General features: G+C 42.1%; 17 protein-coding genes. 7 read left to right on the top strand and 10 right to left on the bottom strand.

Translation table 11 applies throughout. The features are described from left to right. Together L1266_RS19400 and L1266_RS19405 are read right to left on the bottom strand one after the other, a co-directional pair. Complete coding sequence (locus L1266_RS19400) at positions 1–252, bottom strand: PepSY domain-containing protein (RefSeq protein WP_054552908.1); 252 nt, start codon at positions 250–252, stop codon at positions 1–3. A 151-nt stretch (positions 253–403) separates the two neighbouring features. Next, entirely contained in the window at positions 404–703 is a 300-nt protein-coding gene (locus tag L1266_RS19405; protein WP_054552909.1) for a YciI family protein, read from the bottom strand. A gap of 176 nt (positions 704–879) precedes the next feature. Here L1266_RS19405 and L1266_RS19410 point away from each other — a divergent pair, with 176 nt between their 5' ends. Then, on the top strand, positions 880–2,304 hold the full coding sequence (locus L1266_RS19410; RefSeq protein ID WP_054552910.1) for a sodium-dependent transporter: 1,425 nt from the start codon (positions 880–882) through the stop codon (positions 2,302–2,304). 61 nt (positions 2,305–2,365) lie between these two features. On the opposite strand, the gene L1266_RS19415 is transcribed toward L1266_RS19410, so the two are convergent. Together L1266_RS19415 and L1266_RS19420 are read right to left on the bottom strand one after the other, a co-directional pair. Continuing rightward, entirely contained in the window at positions 2,366–3,004 is a 639-nt protein-coding gene (locus L1266_RS19415; RefSeq protein WP_054552911.1) for a CPBP family glutamic-type intramembrane protease, read from the bottom strand. A 58-nt stretch (positions 3,005–3,062) separates the two neighbouring features. Further along, positions 3,063–3,650, bottom strand: a complete 588-nt coding sequence (locus L1266_RS19420) for an inner membrane-spanning protein YciB (protein ID WP_054552912.1) — start codon at positions 3,648–3,650, stop codon at positions 3,063–3,065. A 194-nt stretch (positions 3,651–3,844) separates the two neighbouring features. Here L1266_RS19420 and L1266_RS19425 point away from each other — a divergent pair, with 194 nt between their 5' ends. Both L1266_RS19425 and L1266_RS19430 read left to right on the top strand, forming a co-directional pair. Beyond that, positions 3,845–4,114 carry an HU family DNA-binding protein gene (locus L1266_RS19425; RefSeq protein ID WP_138602350.1) on the top strand — a complete coding sequence of 90 codons (270 nt, stop codon included), beginning with the start codon at positions 3,845–3,847 and terminating at the stop codon, positions 4,112–4,114. A gap of 136 nt (positions 4,115–4,250) precedes the next feature. Beyond that, complete coding sequence (locus tag L1266_RS19430) at positions 4,251–4,823, top strand: type 1 glutamine amidotransferase domain-containing protein (RefSeq protein ID WP_194442426.1); 573 nt, start codon at positions 4,251–4,253, stop codon at positions 4,821–4,823. A gap of 61 nt (positions 4,824–4,884) precedes the next feature. Here the strand turns inward: L1266_RS19430 and trpA are convergent, their stop codons facing one another. Genes trpA through L1266_RS19460 form a run of 6 tightly spaced genes read right to left on the bottom strand, consistent with a single transcriptional unit; the run spans position 4,885 to position 11,445 of the window. Then, positions 4,885–5,697, bottom strand: a complete 813-nt coding sequence (gene trpA, locus L1266_RS19435; protein WP_055021153.1) for a tryptophan synthase subunit alpha — start codon at positions 5,695–5,697, stop codon at positions 4,885–4,887. Beyond that, positions 5,694–6,878, bottom strand: coding sequence for a tryptophan synthase subunit beta (trpB, locus tag L1266_RS19440; RefSeq protein ID WP_235378169.1), 1,185 nt, complete (start codon positions 6,876–6,878; stop codon positions 5,694–5,696). Before trpB ends, trpA begins: the two co-directional genes overlap by 4 nt. 7 nt (positions 6,879–6,885) lie before the next feature. Then, complete coding sequence (gene trpCF / locus L1266_RS19445) at positions 6,886–8,250, bottom strand: bifunctional indole-3-glycerol-phosphate synthase TrpC/phosphoribosylanthranilate isomerase TrpF (protein WP_235378170.1); 1,365 nt, start codon at positions 8,248–8,250, stop codon at positions 6,886–6,888. Continuing rightward, positions 8,243–9,262: an anthranilate phosphoribosyltransferase gene (gene trpD / locus L1266_RS19450; RefSeq protein ID WP_235378171.1), complete on the bottom strand. Its 1,020-nt coding sequence runs from the start codon at positions 9,260–9,262 to the stop codon at positions 8,243–8,245. The genes trpCF and trpD overlap by 8 nt, the downstream gene beginning before the upstream one ends. A 9-nt stretch (positions 9,263–9,271) precedes the next feature. Continuing rightward, positions 9,272–9,877, bottom strand: a complete 606-nt coding sequence (locus tag L1266_RS19455) for an aminodeoxychorismate/anthranilate synthase component II (protein ID WP_175081744.1) — start codon at positions 9,875–9,877, stop codon at positions 9,272–9,274. Continuing rightward, positions 9,877–11,445, bottom strand: a complete 1,569-nt coding sequence (locus L1266_RS19460; RefSeq protein WP_235378172.1) for an anthranilate synthase component 1 — start codon at positions 11,443–11,445, stop codon at positions 9,877–9,879. The genes L1266_RS19455 and L1266_RS19460 overlap by 1 nt, the downstream gene beginning before the upstream one ends. Positions 11,446–11,968: 523 nt before the next feature. On the opposite strand from L1266_RS19460, the gene rnm reads away from it, so the two are divergent. From rnm to L1266_RS19480, 4 genes are all read left to right on the top strand, one after another. Next, on the top strand, positions 11,969–12,808 hold the full coding sequence (gene rnm / locus L1266_RS19465) for an RNase RNM (RefSeq protein ID WP_235378173.1): 840 nt from the start codon (positions 11,969–11,971) through the stop codon (positions 12,806–12,808). A 9-nt stretch (positions 12,809–12,817) separates the two neighbouring features. Further along, complete coding sequence (locus tag L1266_RS19470; protein ID WP_063704570.1) at positions 12,818–13,438, top strand: L-threonylcarbamoyladenylate synthase; 621 nt, start codon at positions 12,818–12,820, stop codon at positions 13,436–13,438. A gap of 8 nt (positions 13,439–13,446) precedes the next feature. Next, entirely contained in the window at positions 13,447–14,283 is an 837-nt protein-coding gene (locus tag L1266_RS19475; protein WP_054552922.1) for a segregation and condensation protein A, read from the top strand. A 74-nt stretch (positions 14,284–14,357) separates the two neighbouring features. Then, the gene (locus tag L1266_RS19480; RefSeq protein WP_235378174.1) at positions 14,358–15,209 is read left to right on the top strand and encodes a GNAT family N-acetyltransferase; all 852 of its coding nucleotides are present in this window, start codon (positions 14,358–14,360) and stop codon (positions 15,207–15,209) included. Positions 15,210–15,453: the final 244 nt, after the last annotated feature.

Below are 15,453 nucleotides of genomic sequence, written 5' to 3' on the forward strand. Positions count from 1 at the left end.
TTAATCCTTTTTCACTTCGCCAGTCTTTTTGTTCACATGGACATCAACCACGTGGCCGTTCGTTTTTAAAATTCTTACGGTAAATACTTTATCTTGCTCTGTGATTTTTAGGGTTCGGCCGTCTTCAGACTTTTTGGCGATCGTCACAGCCTGCTTTTTAGTCACCTCTTGGGCTTGTTTCTTATTGGCATCAGCATGAAAGCTTGATAATGCAAATAAAAGACTAAAACTGAAGGCTAATAATATGCGCATGACGGGGAACTCCTAAACCAGACCCATTTAGTTTAATTAACCAATTAACTAAAATTCAAGTAATTACGTTAAATTCTGTAATTCAATAGCCAAATCTTAGTTAATAAGCCGTGAACAAACACTGAATTATTGGTTCAGTTAAGTTCAGAGGTTAACCAAATACTTTCTTAAATGGTTTTACGACTGAGTTGTCGTAAACACCCGCCGCAATATACGGATCGTTTGCTGCCCATTCGCGTGCTGCTTCTAACGACTCAAACTCAGCAACCACTAATGAACCAGTAAAACCAGCGTCAGCTGGATCTTCACTGTCAATGGCTGGCAATGGGCCTGCCGTAAATAAACGGTTTTGATCGTCTAATTCTTGAAGGCGTGCTAAGTGAGCAGGACGTGCAGATTTGCGAGCTTCTAAACTATTTTCAACATCCGTTGAATAAATCATATACAGCATGGTGTGTTCTCAATGTTATTTTTAAAAAATAGTAGCATATTCTTAGCAATAGACGAGAGATTATTCGCGTAATAATCTTTACACAAACCCATATAACTTTAACTTATAAAGCTTGAAATACGCGGTGTAACACTGGTAGAGTCGCTGGGTTGAGAAAATAATAATAAGGTTTTTAAATGAGCGAAAAACGTGAGCATTTTAGCTCCCGCCTCGGTTTTATTTTAGCGGCAGCCGGTTCTGCTGTAGGTATCGGAAACTTAGTAGGTTTTCCTGTTTCAGCCACAAAAAACGGCGGTGGTGCTTTCCTTTTAGTCTATGCATTGTTTGTCATTTTTATCTGTTTGCCAGTGATGATGGCTGAAATGGCCATGGGTCGTAAAGCGCAAAAAGATCCACTAGGTTCATACAAATTTTTAGCGGGTAATGATCCAAAATGGAACTTTGCTGGCTTTTTAGCTGTATTAACGCCATTTATGATTGCTGTTTTTTACATGGTGATCACGGTATGGATTTTCGGTTATTTATCGCAAACCGCTTTTGGTAATCTAGATGCCTTGGCGCAGCCGGATAATTTTGGCACCTTTATCAATAGCTACACCGTGTTTGGTTATATGGCCGTGGTTGCCATCATCGTTAACTTGATTTTAGTGGGCGGTGTTAAAGAAGGTATTGAAAAAGCGGCTAAGTTTATGATGCCAGCTTTATTTGTACTACTCACCGCGTTGGTTGTATACGTACTAACTCTTGATAACGCAATGGCCGGTGTTAAGTACTATGTTGTTCCTGACTTTTCAAAAATGGATGCCAGCGTATTAAATGGTGCATTAGCTCAAGCGTTTTTCTCGTTGTCACTGGGTATGGGTATCTTAATGACCTATGCATCGTATATTTCTAAGAAAGATGACATTGTTGGTAGTGCAAAAATGGTTGCAGTCACTGACTCGATGGTGGCATTCATTGCTGGTCTAATGGTGCTTCCAGCTATTTTCAGTTTTAACCCAGATACTGACCCTAGTAATTTATCTGACTCGTCAGTATCGATGATTTTTGTTTACCTACCAAAAATTTTATTAGCGTTACAAGCTGATATTGGCTACGTGGGTGCATCAATTGTTGCGTTTGTATTCTTCTTACTTGTCTTTTTTGCTGCAATTACGTCACTTGTATCAATTGTAGAGGTGCCAACAGCGACTTTAAGCGACCGCAAAGGTATTAGCCGTAAAAAAGCACTGGCTATCTTAACTTTATCTACAGGTGTTTTAACTGTGCTGTGTACAATGTCATTTGGTATGGTTGACTCGCTTACAAAGTTTGTTAGCTATGGCGGTGCAGATAAGAGCTTATTTGATATTGTTTATGATGTGTTTTACGACACAATTTTACCGCTTAACGGTTTGATGGTGTGTTTATTCGTTATGTATCGTTGGAAAAAAGCAAACTTGTCGGCAGAGTTAAGCCAAGGCTGTGAAGGCTATATTGGCAGCTTCACAGAGAAGTATGTGAACTTCTCACTATCAACGTTTATCCCTGCCATTCTATTACTAATCTTTGTAAATACGGTGGCGACTAAGTTTTTTGCATTTAGTATTTTCGGATTTTAAAGACCAGTTCAATACTTAGCCGCGCACTTTGCGCGGCTTTTTTATGCCTCTCTTTTTTATATTAAAAGGCCCCCGCATCAAGCACATCACCCAAGCCAAGAGTAAACATCCAAAGTCCCCATAAACTGTGTTCAATCACACACACGAAGGTTGAGCGGCTTTGCGCATAGGTGTAAGAAAACAGCAGCCCCCCTAAAAAAGCCAACAGTACAGCCAAAACATTCGCATAGACAATATGCGCCAACGCAAACACCGATGCGCTGACAATAATACGCACCGTTTTACTTGGCATAATGCGTTTGTAGCGATGGAAAAAGTAGGTTCTAAAAATCAGCTCTTGCGGCATCACCGATAAAATAGGGTAGAGCAATAACAACATTAGCCAATCGTTAAACGAGTTTCGTGGCAGTGAAAACCAGTTTTCTTGATTCATAATCCCGTAAAACATTCCAGAGAATAGCGCCCCTAAAAAGAAGAAACTAAATAAGCGACGTTTTACCGCACTAAATTGCCCAAGGCTTGTTAAACGAAAGCGTTTAAAATGGGGATCAGATAAAAGCAACATGCCGCACACGGCCATTAAAATAATAAGGGCAGGAATAAGCCAGTTAGCGAGATAGGCACGAAGAAAAAAGCCTAATAGCGGCAGAGAAACAAATATGAGGGTAAATTCAAGCCAGCGGTATTGGTTAGCGTTCAATGTCGTCTCAGCGTGTTTTTTGCTTACGCTAACAAGCTAAGACGACAGATTTATGACATTAAGATTGCTTTGGATCTTTCTCTTCGTCATCTTCTGGTAAGTATTTGAATAGGGTGATGATCGTTGCTAACACGCAAACAAAGGTAATACCCATTAAGCCAAACACTTTAAAGTTAACCCAAAAATCGAGCGAGAAGTTATAGGCAATGTAGATATTCAGCGCCGAGATACCTGCAGTCACTGCAACCCAAAACAGGTTAAGCTTATTCCATAGCGCTTCAGGTACGTTGATTTCTTGCTTACTCTCAGAGGCATTTTCTAAAATTGAGCTAAGAGCTTTTTTCACTAGGTTTTTGCCAAGAATATAGCGGCTTACTAACAAAGTAACACTGAAAATGGCATACACAATGGTGGCTTTCCATTTTACGAACTGCTCGTCGTGGAACACTAAGGTGAGGGTACCTAACACCACCGCTATGGCAAAAAACACCCAGTGACGGGTTGGCACTTTACCATCTTTAAAATAACAGTAAGCAACTTGAATTAAGGTGGTTAGCATCAGCAAGGCTGTTGCCCAATAAATATCAACTAACTTGAAAACCGCAAAAAATAAAATCAGCGGGATGTATTCAATAATCGCATGCATAAATTTACAAATGCTCTAATTTAAAAAGATACTGGGTTGTATCAAGTTATCGTGCAAGATACAAGGTTGACTTAGCAGCCCTGAAAGCTTAGCCTCCCGAGCCAATCTGGCCTAAACCTGCGTTTAGGTTGTTTTACCTTATCTTTTTCCGCTTAACCTCAGATGATTAAGCGGCGTATTTTGGAGCACTTTTTATGAATAAAGCCGAGTTAGTATCGCAAATGGCTGCCCACAGTGAATTAACAAAGAAAGACACTCAAGCTGCCTTAACCAGCATGTTAAATGCTATCGAAAAGTCTCTTTCTGAGGGCGATCAAGTGCAAATTAATGGCTTTGGTACGTTTGCTCTGAGTTATTACCCAGCACGCAAAGGACGCAACCCACAAACCGGTGAAGAAATTGAAATAGAAGGCGCTAACAAGCCAGTTTTTAAACCTGCTAAAGCACTCAAAGACGGTTTATAAGCAGGATTTGCAAAGCTGTTGTAGTATTTACAGAGCATAAATAGAACACCTGAAATTTATTCAATATTTTCAATATATTAAGTTTGGCATGTTGTATGCTGTTAATCATTTAGGTTTACCTAAATAAGGAGATAACATGTCAAATTTAAATAGCCAACTGAATGGTAAAAAGGTTGCTATTCTTGCAACCAATGGTTTTGAGCAAAGCGAGCTATTGTCACCACGAAGCGCATTATTAGAAGCGGGTGCACTTGTCGAAGTTGTGTCACTTGAGCGTGGCGATATCACCGCATGGGATGAAAACCAATGGGGTGAGCGAGTCAGTGTTGACCGTGTAGTCAGCGAAGCAGACTCTGCAGAGTATGACGCGTTACTTCTGCCCGGTGGCTTATTCAACCCAGATACGTTACGTCAAGATAGCGAAGCAAAAGCCTTTGTTGATGGTTTTTTCAGTGCCGGTAAAAACAAGCCCATCGCCGCGATTTGCCACGGCCCATGGTTATTAGCCGAAATTAATAAACTACGCGACCGCAAAGTAACCTCATACCCAAGTATTAAAACTGATTTAATCAATGCAGGAGCTAATTGGGTTGATCAAGAGGTGTGTGTTGATGAGGGCATAGTTACAAGCCGAAGCCCAGCCGACTTAGAGGCTTTTAATCGAAAATTCATAGAAGAAATTAAAGAGGGCGAGCATCGCCATCATTAATCATAAATTGTTAAGCACAAAAAAGGGCCTACATGGCCCTTTTTTAGTAATAAAAACAAACTTACTTTGTAGCTGCTTTCATACTAGCTACAAACTCTTTTAAACCAGTTAGCATTGCTGCTTGATCATCAAGGTTTGCCTCGATAATTTTAACAACCGCAGAGCCTGAAATCGCACCAGCGGCCCCTGACTCAAGTGCTGATTTAACATCTTCCGGTGTTGATACACCAAAGCCTAATAATGCCGGTGCAGCATGGTAATCTTTTAGTTTTTTAACTAATGAATCTGCTGGCATTTGTGCCTTGGTTTCTGTGCCTGTCACACCTGCGCGTGAAAGAAGATATGTGTAACCACGGCCATATGACGCACACTCTCGTAACGTGTCATCATCAGCATTCGGTGTAGCAATAAAAATTGGGTCAATACCATTTTTCATCGCTGTTTGGCGAAATAGCTTTGACTCATGTAGCGGCACGTCAGCCACTAAAATTGAATCGACACCGGCTTCTTTAGCATCTTGATAGAACTTCTCAATGCCACGTTTAAACACTAAGTTTGAATACAATAACAGGCCAATTGGAATATCGGCATTGTACTGGCGCACTTGCTTGATGATATCAAAGCAATCTTGGGTATTAATGTTTTCATCAAGTGCACGAATGTTGGCAGCTTGGATCACTGGGCCATCTGCAATCGGATCTGAAAATGGAATACCTAGCTCAAGGGCATCAGCGCCGCCATCAATTAAGCTTTTGATGATTTCTACGCTCAGTGCTTTATTAGGATCGCCAATCGTAACAAAGGGTACAAAAGCACCTTGGTTTGTTTCATTTAATGTGGCGAACAGTTGTCCGTAACGGTTAGTCTGGCTCATAGTGCGCCTCCTTCTGATAAAACACTGTGTACGTGAGCTAAATCTTTATCGCCTCGACCGCTTAGGTTAACCACTAAAATGGTGTCTTCGGTTTGTTGCTCGGCATATTTAAGGGCATATGCGATGGCATGGCTTGATTCAAGCGCTGGAATAATCCCTTCGTTTTTAGCCAGTAGTTGGAATGCTTCAAGCGCTTCAGTATCGGTAATACCTACGTACTCTGCACGGCCAGTTTCATGTAAGTGCGCATGTTGTGGACCAACAGCTGGGTAATCAAGACCTGCTGATACAGAGTAAGACTCTTCAATTTGACCATCATCATCTTGCATAATGTATGTATAGGTACCGTGTAAGATACCTTTTGTGCCTTTACATAAGGTTGCACCATGCTGGTGGGTATCTAAGCCTTTACCAGCTGGTTCTACACCAATTAGTTTTACGCTTGGTTCATCAATAAAGTCTGTGAACATACCTATCGCGTTAGAGCCTCCACCCACGCAAGCAAGCACAGCATCCGGTAAGCGACCTTCAGCTTTTAGCACTTGTTGTTTTGCTTCTTCACCAATCATTTTTTGGAACTCACGCACCATGGTTGGGAATGGGTGAGGGCCTGCTGCAGTGCCTAGTAGATAGTGAGCATCTTTGTAATTTGCTGACCAGTCACGCAGGGCTTCGTTTACGGCATCTTTTAAGGTGCCAGAGCCCGCTGTGACAGGAATAACCTCTGCGCCCATTAATTTCATACGAAATACATTTGGTTGTTGACGTTCAACGTCTTTTGCACCCATGTAAATACGGCACTTTAAGCCAAGTAAGGCACAGGCTAGGGCTGTTGCAACACCGTGTTGGCCGGCACCTGTTTCTGCAATCACTTCTTTTTTACCCATGCGTTTGGTAAGGAGTGCTTGACCAAGTACTTGATTGGTTTTGTGTGCACCGCCGTGCAGTAAATCTTCACGCTTTAAATACAGTTTTACCTTAGGGTTTTTAACTAAGTTACGTGTCAGTGTTAATGGCGTAGGGCGGCCTGCGTATTCATTTAATAGTTTTTCAAACTCAGCCTGAAAAGCTGGATCGTTTTGCGATTTATTAAACTCTGCTTCTAGTTGCTTGAGTGCTGGCACAAGCAGCTGTGGTACAAACATACCACCGAATTCACCGAAATAAGCTGGATTTTGCATTCTAACCTCAATAATTTCTGATATGCGAAAACGCATTTTGTAATTTTGTTTGGCACTTTTTACCCGCTGACGCTTCAACGCCAGAATTTAGGTCAAGGCCATTAGCACCGCGATAAAGCGCTGCGTGAATATTTTCTGGGTTTAAACCCCCGGCTAACATAAACGGCACGGTTGCCGTCTCAAGCACAGACCAATCAAATGCTTCGCCTGTGCCGCCTTTTTGGCTTTTGCTGTAAGTGTCGTACAAATGGCGGTCAACCCCTTCAAGCGGTTTGGGTAATTCGCCTTTAACGGCTTGGGCTTTCCAAATTTCACAGCCAAGCGGTAATTGCTTTCTGAGACTTTGAATATACTCGCTATTCTCGTCACCATGTAATTGCACTGCAGCTAATTTTAAGCTTTGTGCATAATCGACCACTTGTTCTAGAGGTGCATTGACAAACACACCCACATACGCGAGCGGGGCACTTTGCGTAACTTGCTTGGCACAGTCGATATCGACATAACGCGGTGACTTAGGATAAAAAATTAAGCCACCATACACAGCACCACTGGCGTAGGCTGCCATCGCATCTTGTGAACGGGTTAAACCGCACACTTTGTTCTCACCTAAAATGACTTTACGGCATGCGGCTTCTAAGTCGCGCTCAGCCATTAATGAGCTGCCAATTAAAAAGCCATCGCACAATGGTGCAAGGCGTTTTACATCTTTATGGGTATAAATGCCTGACTCTGAAATTACCACTTTGTCATTTGGGATAAGCTGACGTAAACGCTCAGTTGTTGCAAGATCAGTGCTTAAATCACGAAGGTCGCGGTTATTAATACCAATTAGGCTGGCATTAAGTGCAAGAGCACGGCTTACTTCTTGCTCATTACTGACTTCAGTGAGTACTGACATGTTTAAAGAGTCAGCCACCTTGTGAAGCGCTAAATATTGCTCGTCATCAAGGACAGAGAGCATTAATAAAATGGCATCACCACCAGATAAGCGTGCTAAATATACTTGGTACTCATCAATAAAGAAGTCTTTACAAATAAGCGGCTGTTCAACTTGGCTGCGCACATACTCAAGGTACTGATAGCTACCTTGGAAATATTTTTCATCCGTTAGTACGCTCATACAGGTCGCGTACTTTTTATAAACCGATGTAATTTCGTCTAAATTAAATGGTTCGCGAATAAGTCCTTTTGACGGTGAGGCCTTTTTACATTCTAAAATAAACTGTGTACCGGTTGCTGCTAATGCGCCTTCAAAGTCTCGCTTGGTTGGCACAACCTCGCTAATGAATGACTCAAGCGGGCGCTGTGCTTTTCTTTGTTCTAATTCAATGCGTTTGTCGGCAACAATTTTGTCTAACACGTTAGCCATGACTTACCTCAATAATTGCGTTCAATGTGTCCATCGCTTTGCCTGATGCTAATAAATTGCTTACTTGATCTGCGGCTGCTTTTAAATCACCTGCTTTATCGGTTAAATAAAGAAGAGCGGCAACGTTGGCTATAATGGCTGCGTTATGCGCCATTTCACCTTGACCTTGTAAAATCGCTAAGCTTGCTTTTGCGTTATATTCTGGGCCTTGGCCTGCTAGTTGTTCAAGTGAATAGTTTGCAAGACCAAAATCGCTCGCTGTTAGCGTGTATTCACTCAGTTCACCGTTATTAAGTTCAACCACTTTGGTTGTTCCGTGTAAGGCAATTTCGTCAGTGCCTGCACCGTGAACCACCATAGCGCGTTTTGTGCCAAGGGTTTTTAGGGTTTCGGCCATTGGTAAACACAGCGCAGGGTCATAAACACCAAGCAATTGCACCTCAGGGGCAGCAGGGTTGGCCAGTGGCCCTAAAATATTAAAAATTGTGCGGCTTTTAAGGGCCGTGCGCACGCCCATCGCATGGCGTACACCACTGTGATAATGCGGTGCAAATAAAAATGTAAAGCCGGTATTGTCTAAACAATGGGCAGCTTGCTCAGGGCTCATATCGATATTGATACCCAAGGCTTTAAGTAAATCTGCAGAGCCCGAGTTACTCGACACACTGCGATTACCATGTTTGACCATGTTGATGCCCGCAGCGGCAGCAACAATAGCAGCCGTGGTACTAATATTAATTGTGTTTGAGCCATCGCCACCGGTACCACAGCTATCAGCAAGTAAGGTTTTGCTGGTTTGAAATGGCACTGCATTGGCGCGCATTGATGCCGCCGCACCGGCGATTTCATCACTTGTTTCGCCTTTTAGTTTTAGGGCGATAAGTGCAGCCGTTAATTCAATATCATTAAGCTGGCCATTCATGATGGCATCAAATAATGCAGTTGCTTGCGAAAATGATAAATCTTGCTTTGCTAATAATTGGTTTAACTGGGTTTGAGTTGTTGCTTCCATGTTATTCCTCTACTGCACGCGTGCGGTTAAAAATTCAATGCTTTGTTGTAATAGCAATGCGCCATTTGGCGTTAAAATTGACTCAGGATGAAACTGATAGCCAAGGGCATTATCTTGTTGATGGTAAATTGCCATCGGAATATTTTCATAACAAGCAATTACTTCAACGTCATCAGGGACTTTAGTTGCCATTAATGAATGATAACGAGCAACTGGCATTTTATCGCCCATACCCGCGAATACTGGGTGCTCAGTCAACGCAATAATTGATGACTTGCCATGCACAGTTTCGCCTGCATGACCAATAACCCCACCGTAGCTTTGTGTTAGTGCTTGCTGGCCTAAACAGATGCCGAGCATAGGGAAGCGGCCTTTACACAGTTCAATGAGTTCCATTAAACAACCCGCATCAGATGGCGCGCCAGGGCCAGGTGATAGCACTAATAATACAGGCACTGTCTCTTGGCACATTTTGTCGAAGATGCTTTGTGCACTGATGTTATTACGGTATACCACTAACTGGCACCCTAACATAGAAAGTTCATCGACTAAGTTATAACTAAATGAATCAAAGTTATCTAAAAAGTAGATTTTATAGGCTGATGTTGTCGTCATTATTGTGCCTCGTAAGTCGATTGAATCGCAGTGATCACAGCTTGTGCTTTAGCGCGGGTTTCATTGGCTTCTGATTGTGGATCTGAATCAAACACCACACCTGCACCTGCTTGCACATAGGCTGTGCCGTTTTTAACAAATGCAGAGCGAATAACAATACAGCTATCCATGGCACCATCACCTGTTAAATAACCCACAGCACCACCATAGCTGCCGCGGCGTTTTTGTTCGGTTTGACGAACTAACTCAGCAGCGCGTACTTTAGGTGCACCCACTAAGGTGCCCATGTTCATACAAGCTTGGTAAGCATGTAGCGCATCGAGTTCAGGTTTTAAAGTACCCACCACGCGTGACACTAAATGCATCACTTGTGAGTAGCGGTCTACTTTTAATAACTCTTTAGCGTGACGTGTTCCGGGTACGCTAATACGGGCCACATCATTTCTTGCTAAATCAACTAACATAAGGTGCTCGGCACGTTCTTTTTGGTCGTTGCGAAGTTCAAGCTCAATGCGGCTGTCTAGGTCTGGATTAATTTGCCCGTTAGCAAACTTGCCACGAGGGCGAGTACCAGCAATTGGGTATACCTCAACTTGTTTACTCTCTGCGCAATATTTGAGGGCTGACTCGGGTGATGCGCCGAATAACACGAACTCTTCATCGCGCATGTAAAACATATATGGGCTTGGGTTTTGTAGTTTTAATTGGCTGTAAGAATGAAGTGAGTCAGGGCAGGCGAGAGAAAAAGTACGTGATGGCACAACTTGGAATATATCGCCATCAACGATGTTATTTTTTAACTTGATGACATGTTCGCAGTATTGCGCGTCGCTAACATCAACAGAAATTGGGTTTGAGCCTGTTTGCTTTTGCCCTTGGTAGCTTTGTGCATTGTCACATACGGCATTTAAACGCTCTAACTGTTGACCAACCTCAAAGCAGTTTGCATGGACTTCAGGGCCGTTAAATACATTACCAATTAGCTCGGTTGTTTTTGCTTGATGGTCGATGACAACTAACGTTTCGGCGAGGTAGAAAACATAATCAGGGCAGCTGTTTTCGCCGTCAGGCACATCAGAAAGGGTTTCGAAATTAGCAACCATGTCGTAGGCAAACACACCGCCTAAGAACACAGAGAATGGGTTGTCTGTGGTGCTTTTAATACTATTAATGCAGCTACGTAGCGCACTAAATGCATTATCTGCTACTAATTTACTGGCTTCATCAATATCGCTTGCTACCTCGTTGTAGGTTAACGTTAATGTATCTTCTACAAGCTCTGCAGAGCAGTTTTGCACATGAGTTTGTAAATAAGGCAGTAATTGCTTGCCATTATTTGACTGTGCAGTGAGTGTGACCTGTTTGCCTTGGCAAACAATACGTAGCGCTGAGTCAACCAAAATTAGACTTTTTACACTGTCTTTAGAATCAATTTCAGCAGACTCTAACAGCAGTGAATTAGGCTTATCGAGTAAACTGTATAACGCAAGTGGGCTACTGATGTAGTCGCGCACTTGAGTGATACTGGTTACTTCACCCGGTGTCGTTGTTATATGACTAAAAATCAAACCTCATTCTCCCTCATTCCCAAAAACTCTTTAAAAAACAAAACCCCGCGAAGCGATGCTTGGCGGGGTTCGTATAAAGATGCCTATAAATTAGATAGACCCTTACCGTCCCGCTAAGCCAGGCGCCACCACCAATGATGTGTAAGAGTTGCTATGTAATTCATTATAAAACCTTAAAATTTAGATATAAAAAAACCCGCTACTTGAGCGGGTTTTGAAATCGTTAGACACGACAATTCGTCACCCGCTAGTTACGAGTGCCACCACCAAATTGTGATTTGAATTGTTTTGTTCATTGTTATTGCTTATTTAACGTGTCTGAAAGTGCATACAGTAAAGCGTACCTAAGCGGATACTGTCAAGTATTAATTTACATATTAGTACGAGTTCGGCATTTACCCATCGCAATTGCCCATTTATGAGGGTAAAACACACAGCTACATAAGATAATCACGCCCTCGCAGTAAATTTTTGTTATACTCACATCATTGATTCAAGAACTTACGTAAAGCAGTCTTTCCCATTGATAAAATACGATTTACATAGCCACACCACATACTCAGATGGTCAGCTATCAGTCGAGCAATTGTTACATCGCGCGGTTGAGAAAAACATAGATGTGTTTGCAATTACCGATCACGACACGTTAAGTGCGATAAAACCAGCTCGCCAAGTCATTGCAGATGATAATTTACCGCTTAAATTAATTGCTGGCGTTGAAGTATCAACAAAATGGGAAAGTTTTGAAATTCATATAGTTGGCTTAAATGTTGATGACGAAAATGACGCACTGTTGTCATTATTACAAGCGCAACAAGCCAAGCGTGAAGAGCGCGCTTTAGAGATAGGTCGTCGCCTTGCTAAAAATGGTTTTGAAGGCATTTACGACCAAGCAAAAACATTTGCCGAAAACGCCCAAATCACACGGGCGCATTTTGCCCGTGCACTGATTGAACGTGGTGTAGCTAAAAACTTTCCTGGGGTATTTAAGAAATACTTAGGGCGAGGAAAAACAGGTTATGTACCAAGTAGTTGGTGCGATATGCAAACTGCAATTGCTGCCATTGATCAAGCCGGTGGGGTTGCCGTTCTAGCACACCCTGGGCGTTATCAAATGTCTAACAAGTGGCTACGTAAGTTAATTATTGAGTTTAAAGACGCAGGTGGCGATGCGATGGAAGTTGCACAACCACAGCAAGCACCCAGTGAGCGCCAGTTTTTAGGTGAACTGAGTCGTGAATATGGCTTACTTGCGTCACAAGGGTCAGATTTTCATTTTCCGACCAGTTGGTTGGAGTTAGGTAAAAATTTATACTTACCAAAAGATTGCCAAGGGGTTTGGCAAGCATGGGAAGGGCAATAGGAGCGTGTAATGAGTCAGTTTTTTCATATTCATCCAGATAATCCGCAACCACGCTTAATCAGCCAAGCGGTTGATATTATTAAGCAGGGCGGTGTTATTGTATACCCAACCGATTCGGGTTACGCACTTGGCTGTAGCATTGGTAATAAGCAAGCAAAAGAGCGCATTGAACGTATTCGTGGTATTGAAAAACACCATAACTTTACTTTGGTCTGCCGCGACTTATCTGAGCTATCTACCTATGCTCGCGTTGATAATCAGTTATTCAGATTGATTAAAAATAATACTCCAGGGCCTTATACGTTCATCTTTAAAGGCACTAAAGAAGTACCAAAGCGTTTATTAAACGAAAAGAAAAAAACCATTGGTATTCGTGTTATCGAACACCCAATCACCTGTGCTTTATTGGCTGAATTAGGTGAACCGTTAATGTCGTGCTCTTTAATTTTACCGGGTGAGCAATATACCGAGGCAGATCCTGATGAAATTCGCGATCGCATTGAAAAGCAAGTTGATTTAATTATTCATGGTGGTTATCTTCCTGAACAGGCAACCACAGTAATTGACTTGTCAGATGATAGCATCGAAATCTTACGTGTGGGTTGTGGTGATACTAAACCATTTGAGTAGAGACTTCATTGACTAGCCCAGAGCTTGACGCGCCAGATAATTTACAAGAGCCAGTACAGCAAAAGCTGCCACTGGCTTTTTTGCATGGTAAAGCGGTGGTTGATAAACCTGAAGATTTATATATTCCCCCCGATGCATTAGAGATCATTTTAGAAACTTTTGAAGGTCCTCTCGATTTACTTCTGTATTTAATCAAAAAACATAAACTCGATGTACTAGAGCTCTCTATTTTTAGTATTACAGAGCAATACGTGAGTTATGTTGAAATGATGAGCGAGTTTCAGCTTGAGCTGGCAGGTGAATACCTTGTGATGGCGGCGCTATTAGCACAAATTAAATCACGATTATTATTACCAAAACATGAAGAGCTTGAAGAGGAAGAAGACCCACGAGCTGAGCTTGTCAGACGTTTACAAGAATACGAACAATTTAAAAAAGCCGCCGAAAATCTTGATGAAATTCCTCGCGAAGGCCGCGATATTTTTGTTGCCGAAGCACTGGTGCCAGAATTCAGTGAGCGTGAGGTACTGTTACCTGACGTTGACATGAAAGACTTGTTAGTTGCGCTAAGCGACGTTATGGCCCGAGCTAAAACATTTGAACACCATCATATTACCGCAGAAGCCTTATCGACCCGTGAACGGATGAGCTTAATCTTAGATAAACTCTCAGAGGCTCAATCACAGCTGCCTTTTAGCACTCTTTTTACGGTAGAAGAGGGCAGAAGTGGCGTTGTAGTAAGCTTTATCGCCATGTTAGAGCTGGTGAAAGAAAACCTGATCAGCTGCTTTCAGGTAGATGCCAATAGCCAGATTTATGTTGGTTTGGTGGAAGAAAGCGAATAACTAGAAGTTAATGGTTTTAAGCAGTAAGTTTTAAGTTAGCTGTCAGAGTAGACTGAAAAATATAAGGAAAGCAGATGCAAAGTAAACATTTTACAATCAAAACCATGACCAAGAAGGAAGTCGAACTCATGATTGATTGGGCTGCAGCAGAAGGCTGGAATCCGGGCCTTAATGATGCAGAGTGTTATTTTGCTGCTGATCCTGAAGGATTTCTAGTTGGTTTTCTAGACGATGAACCTATTGCTACAATTTCTGCCATTAATTATCACGATGCATTTGGCTTTATCGGCTTTTACATTGTTAAACCTGATTACCGAGGCAAAGGCTACGGAATGCAAATTTGGAATGCCGCGTTAAAGCGCCTTGAAGGGTTGAATATTGGCCTTGATGGTGTGGTGGAGCAGCAAGAGAACTATAAAAAGTCTGGTTTTAATCTGGCTTATCGCAATATCCGTTTTGCAGGAGTAGGCGGTGGTAATTCACCGCAAAATGCAGACATTGTTGATCTTAAGACTGTGCCATTCGAAATTATTGACGCATACGAACAAGCTTTTTTCCCGGTAAATAGAGCAAACTTTACCAAAGCCTGGTTAAGCCAACCCCAATGCGACGCTTTGGGCGTAATGAACAATGGGGAACTGGCAGGATACGGCGTTATTCGCAAATGCCAGAACGGCTTTAAAATTGGCCCTCTATTTGCCGACTCACCAAAATTGGCTGAATCTTTGTTCCTCGCTTTAAAATCTAAAGTGGGTGCCTCTGACGCTATTTTCCTTGATACGCCAGAAATCAATCAAGCTGCTGTTGCTTTAGCACAGAAATACAACATGCAAGTGTCATTTGAAACCGCCAGAATGTATACCGGTGAATGTCCGAACTTACCATTAAACCGTATTTTTGGCGTCACTTCTTTTGAAATCGGCTGAGTTTATTGGGTTGAGTGATTAAACGGTTGTGCGTAAAACTCAAAATTTATCACGTTAAGAATTAGATGCTTTTATCAACGAGTATTCATAATATTGCTAGCACCTAGCACCTAGCACCTAGTACCCTTTCACATATATTTTGATCAGTTGCCCTTACTTAAATTCAGGTAACTGATCTTTTCCAATCAATAATTCAATACTCCTGCTTTTTCCAGTAACTGATGTTATAAATTTCTTCTTCTTA

It is taken from the genome of Pseudoalteromonas sp. Cn5-37 (assembly GCF_021532495.1).
Classification (GTDB): Bacteria; Pseudomonadota; Gammaproteobacteria; order Enterobacterales; family Alteromonadaceae; genus Pseudoalteromonas; species Pseudoalteromonas simplex.